Annotated in this window: 21 protein-coding genes; 7 read left to right on the forward strand and 14 right to left on the reverse strand. The window is 61.2% G+C overall.

Annotated elements, in window-relative coordinates:
• Positions 1-52: 52 nt before the first annotated feature.
• The 11 genes from ACE3OA_RS13120 to ACE3OA_RS13170 form a co-directional block, all read right to left on the reverse strand.
• Positions 53-976 (reverse strand): DMT family transporter, encoded by a 924-nt coding sequence (locus ACE3OA_RS13120; protein ID WP_374311334.1) that lies wholly within the window; start codon positions 974-976, stop codon positions 53-55.
• A 155-nt stretch (positions 977-1,131) separates the two neighbouring features.
• Complete coding sequence (locus ACE3OA_RS13125; protein WP_374311336.1) at positions 1,132-1,623, reverse strand: hypothetical protein; 492 nt, start codon at positions 1,621-1,623, stop codon at positions 1,132-1,134.
• Positions 1,624-1,730: 107 nt separating this feature from the next.
• On the reverse strand, positions 1,731-2,453 hold the full coding sequence (gene phbB, locus ACE3OA_RS13130; protein ID WP_374311338.1) for an acetoacetyl-CoA reductase: 723 nt from the start codon (positions 2,451-2,453) through the stop codon (positions 1,731-1,733).
• A 141-nt stretch (positions 2,454-2,594) separates the two neighbouring features.
• Entirely contained in the window at positions 2,595-3,779 is a 1,185-nt protein-coding gene (locus tag ACE3OA_RS13135; RefSeq protein WP_374311340.1) for an acetyl-CoA C-acetyltransferase, read from the reverse strand.
• A 256-nt stretch (positions 3,780-4,035) separates the two neighbouring features.
• Complete coding sequence (locus ACE3OA_RS13140) at positions 4,036-4,500, reverse strand: hypothetical protein (RefSeq protein ID WP_374311342.1); 465 nt, start codon at positions 4,498-4,500, stop codon at positions 4,036-4,038.
• A gap of 922 nt (positions 4,501-5,422) precedes the next feature.
• A complete protein-coding gene (locus ACE3OA_RS13145; RefSeq protein WP_374311344.1) occupies positions 5,423-6,280 on the reverse strand; it encodes a DNA adenine methylase in 858 nt (285 codons plus the stop codon).
• Complete coding sequence (locus tag ACE3OA_RS13150) at positions 6,277-7,722, reverse strand: ParB N-terminal domain-containing protein (RefSeq protein ID WP_374311346.1); 1,446 nt, start codon at positions 7,720-7,722, stop codon at positions 6,277-6,279. Before ACE3OA_RS13150 ends, ACE3OA_RS13145 begins: the two co-directional genes overlap by 4 nt.
• Positions 7,723-7,845: 123 nt before the next feature.
• Positions 7,846-8,874 (reverse strand): aldo/keto reductase, encoded by a 1,029-nt coding sequence (locus tag ACE3OA_RS13155; protein WP_374311348.1) that lies wholly within the window; start codon positions 8,872-8,874, stop codon positions 7,846-7,848.
• A gap of 97 nt (positions 8,875-8,971) precedes the next feature.
• Positions 8,972-10,231 (reverse strand): pentapeptide repeat-containing protein, encoded by a 1,260-nt coding sequence (locus tag ACE3OA_RS13160; RefSeq protein ID WP_374311350.1) that lies wholly within the window; start codon positions 10,229-10,231, stop codon positions 8,972-8,974.
• 6 nt (positions 10,232-10,237) lie between these two features.
• Entirely contained in the window at positions 10,238-10,561 is a 324-nt protein-coding gene (locus ACE3OA_RS13165) for a hypothetical protein (RefSeq protein WP_374311352.1), read from the reverse strand.
• A 147-nt stretch (positions 10,562-10,708) separates the two neighbouring features.
• Positions 10,709-11,524, reverse strand: coding sequence for an undecaprenyl-diphosphate phosphatase (locus tag ACE3OA_RS13170; protein WP_374311354.1), 816 nt, complete (start codon positions 11,522-11,524; stop codon positions 10,709-10,711).
• Positions 11,525-11,703: 179 nt separating this feature from the next.
• On the opposite strand from ACE3OA_RS13170, the gene ACE3OA_RS13175 reads away from it, so the two are divergent.
• Complete coding sequence (locus ACE3OA_RS13175) at positions 11,704-12,030, forward strand: hypothetical protein (RefSeq protein WP_374311356.1); 327 nt, start codon at positions 11,704-11,706, stop codon at positions 12,028-12,030.
• 65 nt (positions 12,031-12,095) lie between these two features.
• Here ACE3OA_RS13175 and ACE3OA_RS13180 read toward each other — a convergent pair whose 3' ends face one another.
• Positions 12,096-13,172: an alpha/beta fold hydrolase gene (locus ACE3OA_RS13180; protein ID WP_374311358.1), complete on the reverse strand. Its 1,077-nt coding sequence runs from the start codon at positions 13,170-13,172 to the stop codon at positions 12,096-12,098.
• Complete coding sequence (locus ACE3OA_RS13185; protein ID WP_374311360.1) at positions 13,126-13,746, reverse strand: hypothetical protein; 621 nt, start codon at positions 13,744-13,746, stop codon at positions 13,126-13,128. Before ACE3OA_RS13185 ends, ACE3OA_RS13180 begins: the two co-directional genes overlap by 47 nt.
• 228 nt (positions 13,747-13,974) lie before the next feature.
• On the opposite strand from ACE3OA_RS13185, the gene phaR reads away from it, so the two are divergent.
• The 5 genes from phaR to ACE3OA_RS13210 all read left to right on the forward strand — a co-directional run bounded on the left by phaR (position 13,975) and on the right by ACE3OA_RS13210 (position 18,372).
• Positions 13,975-14,625: a polyhydroxyalkanoate synthesis repressor PhaR gene (gene phaR / locus ACE3OA_RS13190; protein WP_374311362.1), complete on the forward strand. Its 651-nt coding sequence runs from the start codon at positions 13,975-13,977 to the stop codon at positions 14,623-14,625.
• A gap of 135 nt (positions 14,626-14,760) precedes the next feature.
• On the forward strand, positions 14,761-15,564 hold the full coding sequence (locus ACE3OA_RS13195) for an alpha/beta fold hydrolase (protein WP_374311364.1): 804 nt from the start codon (positions 14,761-14,763) through the stop codon (positions 15,562-15,564).
• Positions 15,557-16,483 (forward strand): DMT family transporter, encoded by a 927-nt coding sequence (locus ACE3OA_RS13200; RefSeq protein ID WP_374311366.1) that lies wholly within the window; start codon positions 15,557-15,559, stop codon positions 16,481-16,483. The genes ACE3OA_RS13195 and ACE3OA_RS13200 overlap by 8 nt, the downstream gene beginning before the upstream one ends.
• Positions 16,480-17,061, forward strand: a complete 582-nt coding sequence (locus tag ACE3OA_RS13205) for a gamma-glutamylcyclotransferase (protein ID WP_374311368.1) — start codon at positions 16,480-16,482, stop codon at positions 17,059-17,061. The genes ACE3OA_RS13200 and ACE3OA_RS13205 overlap by 4 nt, the downstream gene beginning before the upstream one ends.
• 30 nt (positions 17,062-17,091) lie before the next feature.
• Positions 17,092-18,372 (forward strand): NAD(P)/FAD-dependent oxidoreductase, encoded by a 1,281-nt coding sequence (locus ACE3OA_RS13210; RefSeq protein WP_374311370.1) that lies wholly within the window; start codon positions 17,092-17,094, stop codon positions 18,370-18,372.
• Here ACE3OA_RS13210 and ACE3OA_RS13215 read toward each other — a convergent pair.
• Positions 18,356-18,643 carry a TfoX/Sxy family DNA transformation protein gene (locus ACE3OA_RS13215; protein WP_374311372.1) on the reverse strand — a complete coding sequence of 96 codons (288 nt, stop codon included), beginning with the start codon at positions 18,641-18,643 and terminating at the stop codon, positions 18,356-18,358. The two genes, ACE3OA_RS13210 and ACE3OA_RS13215, sit on opposite strands and share 17 nt — an antisense overlap.
• A gap of 120 nt (positions 18,644-18,763) precedes the next feature.
• On the opposite strand from ACE3OA_RS13215, the gene ACE3OA_RS13220 reads away from it, so the two are divergent.
• Entirely contained in the window at positions 18,764-20,092 is a 1,329-nt protein-coding gene (locus ACE3OA_RS13220; protein ID WP_374311374.1) for a DUF2325 domain-containing protein, read from the forward strand.
• Positions 20,093-20,114 lie beyond the last annotated feature (22 nt).

Raw genomic sequence — 20,114 nt, forward strand, 5'->3', positions numbered from 1 at the left:
ATGGCAATGGTGGCACGATGGATCCCCGCTTTCGCGGGGATGACAGAAGAGCCTACCTCTTCATATAAAGATCGCGCGCGGCGAGGACGGCGCCGCCGACGATAGCGAGGCATCCCAGCAGCACGGCCAGGGTGGCGCTGGCCTTCCCCGTTGCGATGAGGAGCAGGGTGGAGATGAGCGGCGAGGCGTAGGAGATGGCCCCCAGCGCCTTGATGTCGCCTTTCTTGACGCCGTAATCCCAGACGAAGAAAGCGGCGCCGACGGGTCCCAGGCCAAGGGCCAGGATGGCGAGCCATTGCCAGCTGTCTTCCGGCCAGACGGTCGTTTCCACCAGGAAATGGCTGATGAGGCCGAGGAGCGCGGTAACACCGCAGAAGGCACCGACGAGATCGGTGGGTGCCGAGCCGAAGCGGCGTGAGAGCACCGAATAGATCGACCAGGTGAAGGCACAGGCGAAGGCCGCGCCGTAGCCGATGAGATCGCCGGCCGGCTGGTCAGCGGCAGGTGCACTGCGTGCGCTGAGCAGAATGATGGCCCCGCCCATGCCGATGACGGCGCCCGCCACATGCTGCCAATAAAGCTTCTCGCCCGGCAGCAGCGCCGAGAACAGCACGATGAGCAGCGGCCACAGATAGGCGATGAGGCTGGCTTCGACTGCCGGGGCATGATCGAGCGCCACGAAATAGAAGAGGTGATAGAGGAACAGCCCGCCGATGCCGATCGCCCAGACCGGCCAGGGCTGCTTGAGGAAGGCGAAGGCGCCACGCCCCAGGACAAGAGCATCGCGCAGCCATTTGAGGGCAGCGAACAGGAAGGCGATGGCAAAGGTCATCGCCATCAACTGAAAGGGCGGCACCGATCCGGTCGAGGAAGTGAACAGCGCCAATGTCGCCCAGAGCAGGACGGCGATGGCCCCGATCAGGGTGGCGCGTCGGGTGGCGGATTGGCGGTCGGTGCTGAGAGCTGTGTCAGTCATGGCCCGCCTGCTATGGCAAGCCGCGCGGGAATCGTCAAGGTGAAGCACCCCTCACCCCAACCCTCTCCCCGCAAGCGGGGCGAGGGGGTTCCCTGCGAGCTCGTTCAAAAGCCCCTCGCCCCTTCGGGGAGAGGGGTTGGGGTGAGGGGGGCGCTTTAGGTCCTTGGCGCCAGGAACACGATCAGCAGCCAGTTCCCGAGCACGATCGACGCCATCATGAAGAAGAGCAGGACATAGCGGTGGAAGTTGCGCTCCCGCTCGGTGACGACACCGCGGATGTGCCGGGTGAGGTTCGAGAAGCGCTCGGCGATCAGGTTCATCTTCTCGCGCTCGGCATTCTGCCAGAACTGATAGATGACCAGCGAATAGATGGCGCCCACGGACAGGACCAGGCTGATGATCATGCACAGCTTGAAGAGGAAGCCGGTCTTCGAGGCATAGTCGCCGGTAAGCCCCAGCAGGACAAAGACCCCGAGCGTGCCGCCCAGCGTGCCCCATTGCTGGTGCTTGGCGAAGCGGATCGTATCGACAGAAGTGCGATAGAGCTCCAGCAGCTCGGCATGCGTGCGCTCGTCGAGCTCGCTGGGCTCGACGACCAGCAATTCCTCGCCGCTTTCCTCGACTTCTTGCTTCGGTGCTTTCGCCATGATCCGCTGCTTTCCATTACCGGCCTGCAGTCTAGGCCGGTAATGGTTAAGAAGCGGTAGCGGCTGATTTAGTTGTTCTAAGTCAATGTATTAACGGCATTCCGCCATCAATACATATGCTGGCCGCCATTGATGGAGAGGGTCGAGCCGGTGATGAAGCCGGCATCGTCGCCGACCAGGAAGAGAACGCCGCGGGCGATCTCCTCGGCCTTGCCCAAGCGGCCGACCGGGATCTTGGCGACGATCTTTTCCAGCACCTGCGGCGGCACGGCGCGGACCATGTCGGTGTCGATATAGCCGGGTGCGATCGCGTTGACGGTGATGTTCTTGGCGGCCCCTTCCTGGGCCAGCGCCTTGGTGAAGCCGTGAATGCCGGATTTGGCGGCCGCATAGTTCACCTGGCCATATTGCCCGGCCTGGCCGTTGATCGAGCCGATATTGACGATGCGGCCGAAATTGCGTTCCCGCATGCTGTCGATGACGCAGCGGCACATGTTGAAGCAGGAGGAGAGGTTGGTGTGAATGACCGCCTCCCATTGCTCCGCCGTCATCTTGTGCAGCGTGCCGTCGCGGGTGATGCCGGCATTGTTGACCACGACATCGACCGGGCCGAGTTCGGCCGTGATCTTGGCGATGCCGTCCTTCACCTGGTTGAAATCGGACACGTCGATCTTGTAGGCGGGAATCCCGGTTTCATGGGTGAAGGCCTTGGCCTTCGCCTCGTCGCCGCCATAGACCGCCGCCACTTTGTAGCCGGCCTTTTTTAGCGCCAGGCTGATTGCCTCGCCAATGCCGCGCGTCCCGCCCGTCACCACCGCAACTCGTTGCATGTCATTCCTCCCTGGGTCGTTTTTTGATTCTAAGCACCTCCCACCTTTAGGGGGGAGGTTGGGAGGGGGGCGCCATAGATTCGGTCTGGGCCAGCCCCCACCCTGACCCTCCCCCTGAAGGGGGAGGGGAGTGTCTGCGCGTCAGCGCTCCACACACATGGCAATGCCCATGCCGCCGCCGATGCACAAGGTGGCGAGGCCCTTCTTGGCGCCCCGCTTCTGCATTTCGTGGAGCAGCGTCACGAGGACGCGCGCACCCGAGGCGCCGATGGGATGGCCGAGCGCGATGGCGCCGCCATTGACGTTGACCTTGGACGTATCCCAGCCCAGCTCCTTGTTGACCGCGCAGGCCTGCGCCGCAAAGGCTTCGTTGGCTTCGATGAGGTCGAGGTCGGAGGCCTTCCAGCCGGCCTTGGCAAGCGCTGCCTTGCTGGCCGGAATGGGGCCGGAACCCATGATGGCCGGATCGACGCCGACGGTCGCCCAGCTGACGATGCGCGCAAGCGGGGTCAGCCCACGCTTGGCGGCCTCGGCGGCCGACATCAGCACGGTGGCGGCGGCACCGTCATTGATGCCCGAGGCATTGCCCGCGGTCACCGTGCCATTGTCGCGCACGAAGGCCGGGCGCAGCTTGGCAAGGCTTTCCGCCGTCGTGCCGTGCTTGGGATATTCGTCTTCACTCACCACCACGTCACCCTTGCGGCCGGCGATGGTGACGGGCGCGATCTCGTCCTTGAACTTGCCGGCCTTCATCGCGGCCTCGGCCTTCTGCTGGCTGGCCGCGGCGAAGGCATCCTGCTGGTCGCGGGTGATCTGCCATTTCTGCGCCACGTTCTCGGCCGTGTTGCCCATGTGATAGCCGTTGAAGGCATCCCACAGGCCGTCCTTGATCATGGTGTCGATCATCTCGGCATTGCCCATCTTGGTGCCGTTCCGAAGATGCATGGTGTGCGGCGCCTGGCTCATGCTCTCCTGGCCGCCGGCGATGACGATGCTGCTGTCGCCGTTGCGGATCGCCTGATAGCCCAGGGCCACCGCGCGCAGGCCCGACCCGCACAGCTGGTTGAGGACATAGGCCGTCTTCTCATTGGGAATGCCGGCACCGATGGCGGCCTGGCGCGCGGGGTTCTGCCCGGCCGCGGCGGTCAGCACCTGGCCCAGGATCACTTCATCGACTTCGGCGGCCGAAAGCTTGGCGCGGCCCAGCAAATCCTTGATCACCGTCTGGCCCAGCACATGCGCCGGCACGCCGGAAAGCGCCCCGTTAAAGGCCCCGATCGCGGTGCGGGAAGCGGCGGCAATGACGACATCAGTTGAATCGGCCATGGGTTTCATCCTCCGGTAGCGGAATTTTTAAAGTTTGTTGCAATGCAGCGAGAACCCTAGGGGAAATCCCCGGTGCGCTGCAAGCCTACTTTCGTCCAGTAAACGCCTGCGACCATCGGAAGCGCTCTCACCAGCGCGGTCAAGCGACATGTTGAGGGCAGGGCGACAAGTTCGGGGCAGGGCGAAATGTTGAGGGTGGGGCGCATGTTGAGGGTGGGGTGCCGGCGGCAATAGCGGCGCCCGCTTCAACCTTGGCCTACTTCATCAGGCCGGCAAATTGCGGGCAGATGGCCTTGGCGCGCATGGTGACTTGGTCGTGTCTGGCGGGGTTCTCGGTGTTGTCGAGCTGGAACCATTTGGCGAGCTTGGGGTCGGTGGGCGCGCGGCCTTCCATCATCTCGATGAGGCGCGCGACCTCCGCTTCCGGGATGTCGGCCAGCACCGACTTCATGCCGCATTCGAAGACGGCCTGGCGATTGCCGGCGGCCACGCGCGAGGTGTTGAACATCGCGTCGGGGTCCTTGTTGAACTTCTCCTGCGCCATCGCCATGAATTGCGCCTTGGCCGGGTTCTTGGCCGGATCGATGACCGAAAAATCCTGCGCCAGCGCCGCGCCGGCCCCGATGCAACCAACGGCTAATCCCAGGCCAAGGACGAGAGCGATCGCCGCGCGTGTTGTCCTGCCCGTCATGTTCCTGCCCGTCAGATTCTTGGCCGTCATAGACTGTTCCGATTCCATTGCCTGCGTTTTCCCATACGCCTTATAGGCGCATAAGAATTATCGGGGCACAAGAATGGCATTCGGGTGGTGCCGGGCCACGGAAGCAATCTGTCTTAATCGCCTCTTTCTCTCTCCAATTCGACGCCCACCCGTTAGACGCCCACCAGGAATTGCTCGGGCAGATGTGCCGGCCGTCCGTATCGGCCGTGACGGGTGCGGCGTGCCTCGCTGCACCGAAGGGGAACCCGGTCACCGCATCGGGTCCAGCGGGGGCCGACATATCCATCTGCGGCCCGAGGGGAGCGTCCTGTGACCCGGGACTCGCGGGGGACCGCTCATCCATCCGGTCCGGGAGGTTGGACTTCAAGGCCGCCAACCCAGCCTGCTCCATATGAAGGAGCGATATGTCGGCCTGCGCCCGCGAACGGGCTTGTGCCGAAAACAACCGAGCAATTCCAGCTGAGCGCCGGGAGCGAGGGTAACGGGGTGATCGTACCGAGGTGATGTGCGCGCAATTCACTTAGTACCAAATTCCCATGCGCTTGTCAAGAACAAAATGAGAACTCATGGGGGGTGTCGAACCTTGCCGGCCCCGAGCGCGACCCACCCACCGATGGCGCGACGCCAGCCTCAGCCACCCTTTGCGAGACTATCTGACGGGCGAGACGCTGCGGGAGAGGTTGGGGCGGATGGACAGATAGTCAGGCGATAAATACGCCTATTCCTCGTCTCTCAGCGTCGTGGTCCGCGAAGGCGGACCATCAAGGAGTCAATATTGAAGGGCGTGCACGGTGAGGGCAAATAGACCGCACAGATCTAGATTGAGAAACTGAACTGAATTGGTAGCGGTGAACAGGAGGAAGAGGCGGCCAGAAATAGATTGCGCAGTTCTGCAACTAGGCAATTTCTGTGTGTCACATTCTCACCACCCAATCGCCGCCGAATTCTGAGTCAGTGGAAGTCGCATCCACTTGGGGTGGATCATCACTTCCTTTCCAGAGCGCTTCTCCGAAGCAGCATAGCGAAGCGAGAAAGGTCTGATGGCTGCCCAACTTCGATAGAGTTTTCTTACATCTTCGCAATCGTCATATGTCAGGACCCACGGAACCTCCGTCAATTCGCGCAGATTCTCAGCAAGGGTCCTGTGATATGTTGGGTCAAGTCCATTGAGGTAAAGTGTTTTTCCCTTTTCATAGTAGGGCGGATCAATAAGAAAAAAGGTGCGTGCTCTATCTACACGTCCGAGAAAGTCAATTCCATCCTCTCCCGATACGGTGATCCTGGCGGAGTACTCTGCGATCTTCTTGCATCGCCTAACTAGTTCTTCCTTGTTGAACCGAGCATCTATTTTCCATTTCCCGGCCTGCTCGACGCCGCCTATTGGACCACCATTCATAATGATACCAGATCGATTACAGCGGTTCAGATAGAACGTCGCGAAACCGCGCTTCAAACGACTCATCTGGCTGCGATCACGATAGACGGCGCGCTGGCGGCGCCATTCAGGAATGCTGATGCGTGTCTTTTGAATTAGCTCTAAAAGCTGTTCAGACCGATTTATGGTTGACCACCAAAAATCTCGAATCGAACGGTCTGCATCATTTATAAGTATGCGTGGCGTCGCTTCGGAAAACAGAAGCCCAAGCGAGGCTCCCGCCCCACCGGCGAATGGCTCGGCAATATCTCTGTCTCCAAGCGCATTCAGTTTTCGGATTTGAGCAATTAACCCTGCAAGCGTGGACTTTCCACCGGGGTATCTGAGAGGGCTATAGTTTTTCATAGGGGGCTAGTTTCAATGTCTTCTTCAAGCATCAGCTTAAATAGCGGCTCAGTTCTAGCCCAAAACTGCTGGATATCACGTGGACTCGGCAGCTCATGTAGCTGGTGAACAAACGAATGAAGATCGCTAATCGTGAATGGGGCTGCACCATCATACTTAATAGCTTTTTCTACTCTATTAGCATCCGATGGCGAGAGTTTCTTTTTTGCGACCTTAACTAGGTGAGGAACCATTTGCCTCATAGTTGGCTTGCCGTTTATGAGGTTCTTTCCGCCTGCTTGATCAACGATCTCTTTCATTATTCCTTTGCGTTCAAGATAGTTCGACGCAGCCAATTCAAAGAACACACGAAGCAATACCGCTCCAGAGTTTGGGAAATCTTCCCGTTTTAACTTCACCAATTCCTGACGAATTTCGCGTAGCCGGTCGTTGTTGATTCGCACATGAAAGCTCTTCGGAATAACACTGTTGCTGCTCGGCTGAGATTTCTTTTGTGGCGCCGGCTTAGAAGCAACGAGCTCGGGGGATGCAATAGAATCTCCTACTATTATTTCTGACGGAACAAAACTTCCTCGTTTTTCTGTCGGCAGTAACTTCTTATCCCAAGACTTGAAGTAATTCTTAATGTCTTCGTTATTGTTGAGGGTGCGAGAGGATGTTTTGCCAAGCGCTACATCTGCAACAAGCTTTGTGTAGCCTTTGACAAACTCTTTGCTCGTCGTCTTGCCGCGAAGTCCGTGATCCGGGTCAGGTTCGACTTTCAAAAACTCCCTTCCTACAGAGGAGTCGAATACACGCTCAAGAGTAGAGAATATTTTGGCTCTCGGGTTGTCGAGCTTTGCCTTTATCTCTTCGGGCAAATCCAGAGAGCGGGCCATATCGGCAATCGCTCTAATCTGTCTAGCTTTCTGAATGTCGCTTAAGGTGAACCCAAGCTGGTCGCGCAGTTGATCGTTGGTATACCCCTCCTCGAGTTTCTCAAGGATGAAGCTGGCTCTGTTTTCTGCCTCCCACGCTAGTACCGGGGTGCCAACATGCCTGCCTGCAACCAACTTGTCTGTGGCTCGACGAGTTGGAGCCAAAGTCACAGGCACTGTAGCAATTGACTGTGGGTCGCTAATTCGCCGAGACAGCTTTTCGATACTTCGCTGGCTGGCTCCTTCCAAGAGATTTGGCTCGCGGAGAGCTTTTAGCGCGGCAAGCCTGCGATTGCCCTCGATTACTACGAGTTGGTCATTCTCTTTAATTGCAAGCAAAGGCTCATTGGCGAAAAAGCCGCGAGTAGCGATGCTCTCCGCCAACTCCATAGCCTTGTCGTGCTGGAATAGGTGCTGAACTATATCGCGCGGAGCTCGCGCAAGAACCTCTCGTCCTAAGCGTGGGTTCTTTGGGTCGAGATGCAGGCTTGCAACCTGCACGTTCTTTGTCTTCCAAGCCTCCATTTGTCCCCCCATGACAAAGTGAAGTTGGGTAATGCGCCCTTGCCCAACTGAACAGACAAGACAAGCCTACTTATAGCTAGAGCTCATATGCGTCGCAACACTAATTAGTAGCAACATGTCTGCCTACCCCACCACCCGCGGCATCAGCGCCGGGAAATCCCGTTGGTGCCAATAGGGATAGACCGGCACCTTTTCGCTCACGGCGTCCAGGCGCTTGATCTGGTCGGGTGAGAGTTTCCAGCCCGTGGCGCCGAGATTCTGTTTCAGCTGCTCTTCGGTGCGCGCACCCAGCACCAGGTTGCAGACGGTCGGGCGTTGCAGGAGCCAGTTGAGAGCTACTTGTGTGACGGTCTTTTCCGTTTCCTTGGCGATCGCATCCAGCACATCGACCACTGCGTAGAGGAACTCGTCGGCGACGGGCGGGCCGCCTTCGGCGCCGCCGGATCTGATACGGCCTGATTGGTCGGGGGCGCCGCGGCGGATCTTGCCGGTTAGGCGGCCCCAGCCCAGGGGGCTCCACACCATGGTGCCGAGACCCTGATCGAGGCAGAGGGGCATGATCTCCTCCTCATAGTCGCGGCCGATCAGCGAGTAATAGCCCTGATAGACGACATAGCGGGCAAGGCCGTATTTCTCGGACGTGGCCAAGGCCTTCATCGCGTGCCAGCCGCTGAAATTCGAGCAGCCGATATAACGCACCTTGCCGGAGGTGACGAGATTGTCGAGCGCGGACAATGTTTCTTCAACCGGCGTCAGCGCATCGAAGCCATGCATGAAATAGATGTCGATATAATCGGTCTGCAGGCGCTTGAGGCTCGCCTCCGCCGCGCGGATGAGGTGATAGCGCGAGGAGCCTTGCTCGTTGGGCCCGTCGCCCATGGCGAAGGTGGCCTTGGTCGAGATGAGGGCCTGCGCGCGCTTGCCCTTGAGGGCCGCGCCCAGAATCGTTTCGGCAAGACCGTCGGAATAGACATCGGCCGTGTCGAAGAAATTGACGCCGTGATCGAGGCAGAGATCGACCTGGGTGTTGCCGGCCTGCTGGTTGACGCCGCCCCATTTGTCGAAGAAGTCGTTGCCGCCGCCGAAGGTGGCGGTGCCGAAGCTCAACACGGGAACCTTGAGGCCGGAACGGCCGAGTGGGCGATATTCCATGACGTCTTTTCCCTGATATGGAGTCTGAAACCGGGCTGGAGACTAACCCGCCGGCCGTTCGGCTTCTACCATGAGCGCAACAGGGAATTGGAGGGCGCTATTTGCCCTTCTTCGGCTCGGCGCTTCGGACAGTCGCTTCGCCGATCCGTTCGCGGAAGCCGGCATCGGCGACGACGTCGCTGAGCTTGAAATTCTCGACCATGATCCCTTCGGCATTGGCCTCGGTGAAATCCGCCTTGGCGAGGCGGCAATCGATGATGACGGTCGGATAGACCGTATCTTTGTGGCCCTTGATCTTGATGATCTCCGGGCTGAGATCGGCGTTGCGGAAGATGGCGCCGTCGAGAATGCTGTTGATGAATTTGGCGCCGCACAGTTCAGCCGAGGTGAGGTCGGCGCGGGTGAGGTCCGTGCTGGTGAAATTAGCGAGGTTGCTCTTGGCGCCCCTGAGATTGGTGCCGCGCAGCTTGGCATTGGTGAAGGTGGCGCCGGTCAGCTTGCTGCCCGCGAGATCGAGGCCGGACAGGTCGGCGCCGGAGAAATCGGCGCGCTGGCCTTTCTCGCCGCCGCTCGCCACCCATTCGCCATGCGAGTCGATAAGAGCTTTCAGCCGCACGATGGCGTCCGGTGAATCGTCGACCTGCAGGCTGTGCGACGTGTCGACATAGCCTTCCATCGCGCTGGAGAGGTCGACGCCGAACAGGTTGGTGTCCTTCAAGGTGACATGGTCGAGCTTGGCGCCCGCCACCTTGGCATGGTCGAGCCTGGCGCCGGTGAGGTCGCTGTTGGAGAGGTTGGCGCCGCTGAGATCGGCCCCTCGGAGCTGCGTTCCGCTGAGGTCGGCGCCGATCAGTTCCGCCCCGCGCAGGTTGGCGCCGGAGAGATTGGCATTGCGGATGACGGCGCCGTTGATCTTGGCGCGTTCCAGGTTGGCGCCGCTCAAGGTCAGCTGGTTCATCTCGGATTTGTCGCGCAAGGCGGTGGCGCCGCCATCGACCAGCAGGTTGCCGCTCCTGAGGTCGGCGCCGGAAAGATGCGCCTTGGTGAAATTGGCGCCCTTCAATTGCGCGCCGCGCAGATTGGCATCCTGGCAATTGGCGCCGGTGAGGTCGCTGCCCGAGAGGTCGGCGCCATAGAGATCGGCGCCCTCGAGCTGGGCGCCGGTAAGGTCGCAATTGACCAGGCGCGCCCCCACCATCTTGGCCTTGGCAAGGTTGATGCCGCGTAGGGATGCGCCTTCGAGGTTGAATTTGCCCAGATCGACCCGGCGGCCGCCCTTTTCATTGGCGAGCCACAGCCGGTGGGCGGCCAGCGCCCCCCACAGTTCGTCAACCTCCATGCCGCCCTCGGTCGCCATGCCGGGCTAATCGATGGACAGGACAAGCGCCAGCTTGTCCTCGTGGCGGATGATGGATTTCTTGGCGCGCTTGGCGACCGGGATCTTCGAGCGGATGCAATGGGTGAGCAGCAGGGCGCCGAGGATCTCGCTCTTCAGCTCGAGCATGCGGCCTTCCGGCTTCTCGCCGCCCTTGATGACGATGCTGACCTGCAGATCATCCTCGCCATTGATGGCGATGCGGCCCAGGCTTTCCTTTTCCCCGATCTTGCTGGTCGACAGCAGGTAATGCAGGATCGCCGTCGCCAGTTCGTCCATGGTGAAGACCAGGCGGCGCCATTCGGAAATCATCGTTACCGCGTCCCCCGCAAGCGATTATGACCGTTTTTCCCCCTTGGCGGACTTATTTGCCGCCAATTTGTGCACGGTAGCCTGTGTCAGCGGTAAAGTGAAGTCTCTCCGATTTTATCAATTGGCAATACTTCGGCTTTTTCTGTCTTACGACAATAAAAGCGCCAGCATGATGACGCCCAGGATGATGCGATAGACCGCGAAGGGCGCAAAGCCATGGCGGCCGACAAAGCCGATCGCCGTGCGCACCACGATGAGCGCTGTCACAAAGGCGCATAAGAAGCCCGTGGCGATGAGCGCCACGCCGTCGGCGTTGAGATCGGCCCAGTTTTTGTAGAGATCGTAGGTCGTGGCGGCGACCATGGTGGGGATCGCGAGGAAGAAGGAGAATTCCGTCGCCGTCCGCCGGTCGATGCCCATGATCATGCCGCCCATGATGGTGGCGGCGGCGCGGCTGACGCCGGGGATCATGGCGAGGCATTGGAACAGGCCCACGGCGAGGGCCCGCTTCAGGCTGATCTCCTCCGCCGCGTGAAAGCGCGGGGCAGGGCGCAGGCGCTCAATCAGCAGCATGGCGATACCGCCCACAATCAGCATGACCGAGACCACAAGCGGCGAGAACAGCACGTTCTTGATGATCTTATAGGCGAGGACCCCGATCACCATCGACGGCAGGAAGGCGGCGAGGATCACCGCCGTGAAATGGCGGGCGGTGCGGCCTTCCTTCGACTGCAGGTCATGGAGGTGCAGCGCGGTCGCAAGGAGCTTCGCCCGATAAACCCAGCAGACGGCAAGGATGGCACCCAGCTGGATGACGATCTCGAACAGCTTGCCGCTGGGGCCGGCAAAGTGCAGCAGATCGATGAGGAGAATGAGGTGGCCGGTCGAGGAGACGGGCAGGAATTCGGTAAGGCCTTCGACCAGCCCGAGGAGGGCTGCCTGGCCAAAGCTGACGAGATCCATGAACTGGGTGCTTTGCTGCGATTGCGAGAGAGTTCCCACCCTTAGCCCATGGGCGCCGTCCTTGTCACGGCTTCCGACCGCATTATCGGAGAAACATTTCCGTGGCCGTTCTGTTGGTTAGGGGCAGCAGACCTTCATCGCTGCCAGCTTACGGAAGTCAGCAAGGAAAGGATGACGTCATGGCGAACCAGCAGAACCCCGAAAATCCGCGCGCCGCGCAACAGAACCAGCAGAATCCGAACGAAAAGGCCCCTGGTGAGCAGAACAGGCAGAACCAGCAGCAGCAGGGCAATTCCGGCCAGCGCCAGCCGAACCCCAACCAGGCCGGACAGAACCAGGCAGGCCAGGTTCCTGACACCGAACGCCAGCGGCAGCAGTCGCAAGGTGGCGGCCGCGACCGTGACATGGTCGGCAAGGATACGGATGGCGACGGCAAGACCGTCCAGCCGGGTCAGAAGCCGGGCCAGAGCCACGGCACCGGGATCAAACCGGACCAGAAGCGCTAACGCGTTCCGGCCCTGAGCGAGATAGCCCGCGCCTCATCTGAGGCGTGGGCTTTTTCTTCAGGAGTTCAGCGCCGCATCCACGCCGCCGCCGGTTCCCAGACCTCGCGCGCTGCGGAGCGGCCGACCATCATGCCGATATGCCCGGCATTGGGCACCATCTCCTCGACCTTCCGGAAACGCCGCGAGAGGGCCCGCGAACTGCCGGGCGGCACGATGCGATCGGCGCTCGGGATGACATTGAGCACGGGTCGGTCAAGGGATGCCGGGTCGACGATCTTGTCATCGACCATCCATTTCAGGTTCTGCGGGCTGTTCTCGCCATACCAGCCGCCGAGGCATTCGCGCGCCACGGGAGCGGCAAGGCTGATGCCGTCATTGAGCCAATCCTCCAGCGCCACGAAACGCCGCGCGCTGTCGCTGGCTTGGTCGAGATGGCCGAAATACTGAAACTTCTTCAGCACCTGGAAGGGATCGAGACCGGAAAAGAAGGCCTGCAGCATGTCCACGGGCAACTCGCCCAGAATCTGCAGCACCGGTTCCAATTGGCGGCCGATCTGCCCCATCATGATGGCGTGCGGGGCATTCTCGGCGTGAAAGTCCCAGGGTGTTGCGAGGCAGACCAGTCCGGCGATATCTGCCTGTCGCCGCAAGGCGAGACCAAGGGCCAGATTGCCGCCCATGCAATAGCCGACCAGGTGAATGGGCCCCCCGGGCTCGCGCATGACCGCATCCAACGCGCCTTCGAGCCGTCCGGCGATATAGTCGGTGAGGGAGAAGCTGCGCTCGAGATAGCCGGGACCATCCCAATCCACGACGAAGGGGTCGAATCCATGCGCATCGAGCCAGCGCAGGAACGACGCCTGCTCGTCGAGGTCCAGCACATAGAAGCGGTTGACCAGTGACGGGATCACCAGCACGCGCGGCCGGCGCGGGTCCCCGGCGGATTGCGCCCCGGATGGTCCTTGGCTGCGATAGTCGCGCAGCTTCGTCGTACCCTCGTCCCACAGGACCGGGGCCGGCTCAAGTCTGCGCGTGAAAGGATGCTTGCGGTAGGCCTCGATCCCGGTCAGCAGCTGGCCGAAGCGGCGACGCCCTTCAGCCTGCAGCGCCGCCATCAGCGCCGCCGGATCCGCCTGGGCCATCCTTGGCGCCAGTTCGGCGAGGCTTTGCTGCAGATGCTTTAGGCTTGGTGGTGGGCTTTCGTTTTGGCTGTTGCTCCGCCAGCTGTGCAAGGCGTTGTTCAATGCCGGCAAGGCGATGGCTGAGTTCGTCCAGGTCGCCGCCGCGAGGCTGAGATGCTGCGGCAGCGGCCTTGGCCCCAGCCGGTGATGATCCGTGCCCGGATGGCTCTTTTGGGGTGGCTCCTGCTGCACCGGCTCTTGTTGCACTGGCACCGGCTTCTCCCTTCCACCAATCCTGGGCCATCCAATCCTGGGTCATCTTGGTCCAGGCCTTGGTCAGATCGTCGCCAGACAGGCCGCCCATCTGGCCGCCCATCTGCCCGGTCCCCATTTGCCCCAGCTGGTTCAGCCACATGCCGGGCAGGGGCATAGCTGCCATCAGCCGGGCGGCCTGGGCGGCGAGGTCGGGGTTGGCGGCGACCGCCGTCAACTGATCCTGCCACAGATCGAGGAGGCGCCGCGCCAGCTCATCAAGCTCCGGCGCCTTCTCCGAATCCGCCGGTCCGCTTCCCGGCTTTCCCGTTCCATCAGTCATTTAGGAACTATAGCGGGTCGGGCGAAGCCTGGAAACCCGCCCCATGCTGCTTCTGCTAAGGCACGCCTTTTTCGCGCGTTTCGCGTTGCAGCGACCGCATTGCCATATGCCCCCGGACTAGTGCTATGCTGCACCGAGGCGGCGGGAATTGTTTCCGTTACCCTTTGTTGCAATGCGCAAATCGAGCGCCAAGAAACCCAGTGCCAGAAGTTTTACCGCAGGGAGTAGATGATGGCTTTGCCAGGTGACCAGAACAAGGGCGACCAAGCGAAAGGCGGCGACAAGCAGGCGCCGGTTCGCATCAAGAAATACGCCAACCGCCGTCTCTACAACACGGCCACCAGTTCCTATGTGACGCTCGACTATCTCGCGCAGATGGTGCGCGAGGGCCTGGACTTCACCGTCGAAGACGCGAAGTCGGGCGAGGATATCACCCGCTCGGTGCTGACGCAGATCATCGTCGAAGAGGAATCGAAGGGGCAGAACATGCTGCCCATCAACTTCCTGCGCCAGCTCATCAGCCTTTATGGCGACAATCTTCAGTTCCTCGTTCCGGGCTATCTCGAAAAGAGCATGGAAAGCTTCGGCGCCAACCAGGAACAGATCCGCCAGTACATGAAGGATAACTTCGCCAACGTGCTGCCGCTCGACCGGCTCGAGGAGATGTCGAAGCAGAACATGGCCTTCTTCCAGCAGGCGATGAGCATGTGGAACCCCTTCAAGGCCGGTTCGACCGGTCCCGCGGCGCCAGGCGCTGAAGCGAAGGCGGAAAGCCCGGCAGCGCGCGGCGGCGAAGAACTCTCCGACCTCAAGGCCCAGATGCAGGCCTTGCAGCGCCAGCTGGAACAGCTGACGAAATCGGGACAGAAGGCGGACTGAACTGGGCTCCCACTTTCATCGTCATCCCCGGGCTTGACCCGGGGATCCAGTGCCGCAGCTGCTGGAGTGGATGCCCGGGTCTTCGCCCGGGCATGACGAGAAAAGAGGGTATGTGAATAGAAGCAGATAGAAATCATGCGCGCGAAGATCAACGGGACAGAGCTCTTCATCACGGTCAGCGGTCCTGAAAACAAGCCGGCCCTCATCCTCAATCACTCGCTAGCGACCAGCCACGAGATGTGGGGGCTGCAGGTGCCGGTCTTCGCGCGCCATTTCCGCATCGTTGCGTTCGACATGCGTGGCCACGGCGCCAGTGCTGCACCCAAGACGGCCTACACGCTCGACCAATTGGCCGACGATGTTGTCGGGGTCGCCGATCATCTGGGGTTGAAGCGCTTCAGCTTTGCCGGTCTTTCCATTGGCGGCATGATCGGCCAGACGCTTGGCTTCCGTCACGGCGCACGGCTGGAAAAGCTCATTCTCTCCAGCACGCTCATGGGGACGGTCGGTGCCGATGGCGCCAAAGCCTGGGACGAGCGCAATGTGCTGGTGAAGGAAAAGGGTGTGGCGACCCAGATCGAGGGCACGATAGCGCGTTGGCTCTCGGCCGATTTCCAGAAGCATGCGCCACTGACGTCGCAATGGATCCGCGACCTCATCGCAGCGACCCCGGCCGACGGCTATGCCGGCTGCGGCGAGGCGATCAAGGCCATGCAACTCACGGCCGACAGGCTGGGTGCCATCAAGACGCCGACCCTCGTCATCGCGGGCGAAAAGGACCCGGGGGCGACACCCGCCATGGGGGCCCAGATCGCAGCGGCGATTCCTGGCGCCAAGTCCTTCGTCATTCCCGGCGGCTACCATCTGTGCAATGTCGAATTCCCGCATCTCTTCAACGAACATGCGCTGAGCTTCCTGCTCGGAAAAGGCAATGGCTGACGGGGCCGAGAGCCCCGTGACCTCCCGACCAGCAGCATCGCCCGACAGCAATCTGCTGCGCGGCGTGCCTGTGCTTTTCGTGATGCTTTGGGCGACCGGCTTCATGGTGGCGAAATACGCCATCCCCTATGCGGCGCCCTTTACCATCCTCACCATGCGCTTTGCCCTGGCCAGCGCCATGATGACGGCGATCGGCCTCATCTTCGGGGCGCGCTGGCCGCGCAGCGTGCGCGAGATCGGCCATATCGCCGTCACCGGCATATTGCTGCAGGCGGTCTATCTCGGCGGCTGCTACGGCGCGATCTATGCGGGCCTCCCATCCGGCATGGTGGCGCTCATCGCAGGACTGCAGCCGATCGTGACGGCCGCACTCGCCGGTCCCTTGCTCGGCGAAAGGCTGCGCCCCCAGCAATGGCTGGGTGCAGCGCTGGGTTTCGTCGGGCTCACCATGGTCATCTGGCACAAGCTCGCCTTCGACAGCGACCACCTCTGGGCGCTGTTCTTTGCGTTCGTGCAATTGGCCGGGATCACCGCGGCGACGCTCTATCAGAAGCGCTTCAGTCCCAATGCCGATTTGAAGGCGGGTGCCGCCATCCAATATGCGGCCGCCACCATCGTGCTGCTGCCGGTCATGCTGTTCATCGGTGTGGGCGAGATCAATTGGCAGCTGCAATTCATCATCGCCATGGGCTGGATCGTCATCGTCCTCTCCGGCATTTCGATTGCACTCCTCACCTGGATGATCCAGCGGGGCGCGGCCTCGAAGGTCGCCAGCCTGTTCTATCTGACGCCGCCGGTTGCCGCCCTTGGCGGCTATTTCATGTTCGATGAGCGGCTGGATGCGCTGGCCTTCTGCGGCATGGGTGTCGTGGCGCTGGGAGTCTTCCTGGTCAATCGTAGTGGTCGCGGACGCAAATGACCGAAAGCGAGATGATCGAGCGCCGCCGTTATCGCCCGGAACCGGGGCAGGAGCTTCGTGTCTTCGCCTATGGCTCGTTGATGTGGCGGCCGGATTTTCCCTTCATCGATATCCAGCCCGCAACGCTCTATGGCTATCATCGCGCCTTCTGCATCACTTCGACGCATTATCGCGGCTCGGACCAGCATCCCGGCCTGGTGCTGGGGCTGGATCGCGGCGGACAATGCCTGGGCCGTGTCTACCGAGTGGCGCCGGAGGATACGGAGGCGACCGCCGACTATCTGCATAAGCGCGAGATGGTGACGGGCGTCTATATCCCCCGCCTTCTCAAAGTGCGCCTGCCCGATGGCAAGGACGTGACAGCGCTGTCTTACGTTGCGGATCGCAATCATCCGCAATATGCCGGCAAATTATCGGCGGAAGAGGTGGTGGCGAAAATTCGTGATGCCGTCGGTATTGCCGGGCCAAATATCGACTACTTGCGCAATACCGTGCAGCACCTTGATGAGATGGGCATCGGTGATTGTGCGCTGCACCGCATTTTACGCATGATCGACGCGCCCAAAGCGGCTACATAGAGCCTCATTCCGCTATCTTTCGGGGACATCATGGGGCCGTTCGAACATCCGGATAAATCCTATTACGCGGCGACCGCCAATCCGTTCATGCGCCTGCCGGCGCTCACCGGCAAGGTCACGGCGGATGTTTGCGTCATCGGCGGCGGCTTTACCGGATTGTCGGCGGCGCTGCATCTGGCCGAACGTGGGTACAAGGTTGTGCTGCTGGAACAGGCGCGCATCGGCTGGGGCGCATCGGGCCGCAATGGCGGGCAGATCAATCTGGGCCTGCGCAAGGGGCCGGAAGAACTGATCGCGGCTTTTGGCGAGACGCGCGCCAAGCAGCTCTTCAACATGAGCGAGGAGGCGCGGCAGATCATAATCGACCGCGTGGCCCGGCACGACATCGCCTGCGACCTCAAGCCCGGGACCCTTCATGTCGCCAGCAAGCCTGGCGACCAAAAATGGATGGAAGACGAAGTCGCCTGCCTTGAGAAGGTCTATGGCTACAAGGGTGCTTGTTTCCTCGATAAGCAGCAGACCCGCGCCGAGCTGGGGTCCGAGATCTTCCATGCCGGTGTCCGCGATACGGGCGGCGGCCATCTCCATCCGCTGAATTATGCGCAAGGGTTGGCGCAAGCGGCGATCGCGGCCGGCGCCATCCTGCATGAACAAAGCCATGTCGTCCGCGTCGACAAGGGTGCCATCAATCGCATCGTCACCGCGGAGGGCGAGGTGAATGCCACCTACGTCGTGCTCGGATGCAATGCGTATCTCGGCGATCTCGAACCGCGCATCGCCGGTAAGATCATGCCGATCGCCAATTTCATCGTCGGCACGGAGCCGCTTTCCGAAAGCGAAGCGCGCGATGCCATCACCCACGATGTCTGTGTCTGCGATACGAAATTCGTGGTGAGCTATTGGCGCCTCTCCGCCGACCGGCGCATTCTCTTTGGCGGTGGCGAGCGTTACAATACCCATCCGCCGGCCGATATCGGCGCCTTCGTACAGCCCTATCTCGCCCGCGTCTATCCGCAATATGCGCATAAGCGCATCGACTATGGCTGGGGCGGCATGCTGGCCATCACAGCCTCGCGCCTGCCGCAGCTGGGGCGCATGGACAATGTGTTCTTCGCCCATGGCTATTCGGGGCAGGGCGTCGCCACCACGGGTCTTGCCGGCAAGCTCATCGCCGAGGCCGTGGCCGGGACCGCTGAACGCTTCGATGTTTTCAGCGCCATCCGCCACCAGACCTTCCCCGGGGGCACGCTTTTGCGCCACCCGCTGCTGGTGGCCGCCATGCTGTGGTACGCGCTCAGGGACCGGCTTTAGGGCGACCTTTGCCGTCGGCTTCTGCTTCCGCCTTGAGCTGCGCTTTGAGGTCGGGTGAAAGGTCGCGCCAATCGATTCCGGCAAGTGTTGCGGCCAGCGCATAGAGCAGGTTGAGCGACACATGCCGCGGAAAGGCATGCTTGGCGCGGCGATAGGCGGCAACGGCCCCCAAGGCGCGCAGTTCTGCCTCGGTTTCGATACCCACCTCGGCGAGGCGACGGGCCGAAACGGGGCCGATATTTTTCAATGCGCCAAAACCGATCCTGCTCATAGGCTTTAATTAATCACGTCAATACAGCAGGTTGCAAGAGACTGGGCACTTCCGGGCCACGTCTTGCTATCGCCTTCCTGGTCACGTTATATTCAATGAAACATAACGAATCACGCCGGGATGATGACGCTGCAGATTTTGCGCGATCCGCGACAGGGCCAATTCACGGGCGCGCCTTCAAGCCGCCGCGAGAATTTGTCGCTGGGGTCCTTGTTCGATCGCAATACCTTGCCCGGGCCGATTATCCCGGCAGCCAAGCCACGCCCCCGCGAAACCGCGCAAGAACTGGTCGAAGTCCTGCGCCGTCGCGCAAAGATCTGGGAACTTAACGCCAGTCTGCATTGCTCGATCATCGGCACCTGTCTGTCGACGGCCGATCTCCGTCATGTGCTTACCAAATCGAACGTCGTCGGCGTCGAAGCGATGACGGAGCATGATCTCCATAAGCAGGGTGTTGCCCTGGCCGGTCAGCGCGACGGCGCGGCGAAATTGTTGCACAAGGCGCTCGACCGAAAGCATCAGCGCGCCCTCAATCACTTCGACGCGGCAAAGGCCGAGGCAGATCTGGAGGCATTGTGGAAAGCGGCGGTTGTGGCCGGCGATATCCCCAGTGCTTATTGGGCATTGCTCAGCCATGCCTATGTCACTGAAAAGCTGGTCAAGCTCGCTTTCGGCGAAGTCCACATGCTGTCGCATCTGGTCGGCGCCGCCAACCGGGCCGACATCCGCCGCCTGGCTTCACTTGAGGCGAAGAATGCCGGGCTTCTTACCAAGGTTGCGCGGCAGCAGGAACAGATCCACGAGATCGCTTCGGCGCGTAACGCCAAGATCCAGGATCTGACGCGGCTGCTCTCGCGCCGACTGGCCGACGGTATCCCGGCACACGCTTCCGCCCCGGATGAGGCGGGGCAGCTTGTTACGGCCCTGGAGCGGCGCCTTGCCTCCGAGACCGGGCATCGACAACATGTCGAGGCGAAACTGCAGGCTGCCGAAGCCAAGCTCGCGGCCGAGCGCGACCGTCACGCCAAAACCCAGCGGGAGGTGGAATGCCTGCGCCGGGAACTGGCGCTCGTCGAAACAAGCCTGTCGCCCGAGGTGGCGGCCGGTGAATCCGAACCCGATTCCTTGTCCGGGCAGACCATACTCTATGTCGGCGGCATGTCCGGGCATGTCGCCGACCTGCGCGGGATTGCCGCGCGCTTTGGTGCCACATTGCTGCATCACGATGGCGGCCTGGAAAATAGCGGTGCGCAGTTGGCCGGGTTCATCAGTCAGGCAAATTTCATCTTCTTTCCCGTCGATTGCATCAGCCACGACGCGATGCATTTGCTCAAACGGCTGTGCCGCCAGACCGGCAAGGCCTATCTGCCGCTGCGCAGCGCCGGCCTGACCACGCTTCTCGCTGCCCTGCGCAGCGTGCCTCGGAAACAGGTCGACGCCGCCTTCTGACGGACGTCCACGTTTTCCTTTC

Source organism: Dongia sp. (assembly GCF_041906375.1).
Classification (GTDB): domain Bacteria; phylum Pseudomonadota; class Alphaproteobacteria; order Dongiales; family Dongiaceae; genus Dongia.

Bases quoted from the DNA above. Each gene is read 5' to 3' on its own strand.
- ACE3OA_RS13205 (WP_374311368.1), top strand. From the start codon at position 16,480: ATGACCGAAAGCGAGATGATCGAGCGCCGCCGTTATCGCCCGGAACCG.
- ACE3OA_RS13125 (WP_374311336.1), bottom strand. From the start codon at position 1,623: ATGGCGAAAGCACCGAAGCAAGAAGTCGAGGAAAGCGGCGAGGAATTG.
- ACE3OA_RS13135 (WP_374311340.1), bottom strand. From the start codon at position 3,779: ATGGCCGATTCAACTGATGTCGTCATTGCCGCCGCTTCCCGCACCGCG.
- ACE3OA_RS13165 (WP_374311352.1), bottom strand. From the start codon at position 10,561: ATGATTTCCGAATGGCGCCGCCTGGTCTTCACCATGGACGAACTGGCG.
- ACE3OA_RS13145 (WP_374311344.1), bottom strand. From the start codon at position 6,280: ATGAAAAACTATAGCCCTCTCAGATACCCCGGTGGAAAGTCCACGCTT.
- ACE3OA_RS13195 (WP_374311364.1), top strand. From the start codon at position 14,761: ATGCGCGCGAAGATCAACGGGACAGAGCTCTTCATCACGGTCAGCGGT.
- ACE3OA_RS13140 (WP_374311342.1), bottom strand. From the start codon at position 4,500: ATGACGGCCAAGAATCTGACGGGCAGGAACATGACGGGCAGGACAACA.
- phaR (WP_374311362.1), top strand. From the start codon at position 13,975: ATGATGGCTTTGCCAGGTGACCAGAACAAGGGCGACCAAGCGAAAGGC.
- ACE3OA_RS13220 (WP_374311374.1), top strand. From the start codon at position 18,764: ATGATGACGCTGCAGATTTTGCGCGATCCGCGACAGGGCCAATTCACG.
- ACE3OA_RS13200 (WP_374311366.1), top strand. From the start codon at position 15,557: ATGGCTGACGGGGCCGAGAGCCCCGTGACCTCCCGACCAGCAGCATCG.
- ACE3OA_RS13155 (WP_374311348.1), bottom strand. From the start codon at position 8,874: ATGGAATATCGCCCACTCGGCCGTTCCGGCCTCAAGGTTCCCGTGTTG.
- ACE3OA_RS13185 (WP_374311360.1), bottom strand. From the start codon at position 13,746: ATGACTGATGGAACGGGAAAGCCGGGAAGCGGACCGGCGGATTCGGAG.
- phbB (WP_374311338.1), bottom strand. From the start codon at position 2,453: ATGCAACGAGTTGCGGTGGTGACGGGCGGGACGCGCGGCATTGGCGAG.
- ACE3OA_RS13120 (WP_374311334.1), bottom strand. From the start codon at position 976: ATGACTGACACAGCTCTCAGCACCGACCGCCAATCCGCCACCCGACGC.
- ACE3OA_RS13210 (WP_374311370.1), top strand. From the start codon at position 17,092: ATGGGGCCGTTCGAACATCCGGATAAATCCTATTACGCGGCGACCGCC.
- ACE3OA_RS13170 (WP_374311354.1), bottom strand. From the start codon at position 11,524: ATGGATCTCGTCAGCTTTGGCCAGGCAGCCCTCCTCGGGCTGGTCGAA.
- ACE3OA_RS13180 (WP_374311358.1), bottom strand. From the start codon at position 13,172: ATGGCCCAGGCGGATCCGGCGGCGCTGATGGCGGCGCTGCAGGCTGAA.
- ACE3OA_RS13215 (WP_374311372.1), bottom strand. From the start codon at position 18,643: ATGAGCAGGATCGGTTTTGGCGCATTGAAAAATATCGGCCCCGTTTCG.
- ACE3OA_RS13175 (WP_374311356.1), top strand. From the start codon at position 11,704: ATGGCGAACCAGCAGAACCCCGAAAATCCGCGCGCCGCGCAACAGAAC.
- ACE3OA_RS13150 (WP_374311346.1), bottom strand. From the start codon at position 7,722: ATGGAGGCTTGGAAGACAAAGAACGTGCAGGTTGCAAGCCTGCATCTC.
- ACE3OA_RS13160 (WP_374311350.1), bottom strand. From the start codon at position 10,231: ATGGCGACCGAGGGCGGCATGGAGGTTGACGAACTGTGGGGGGCGCTG.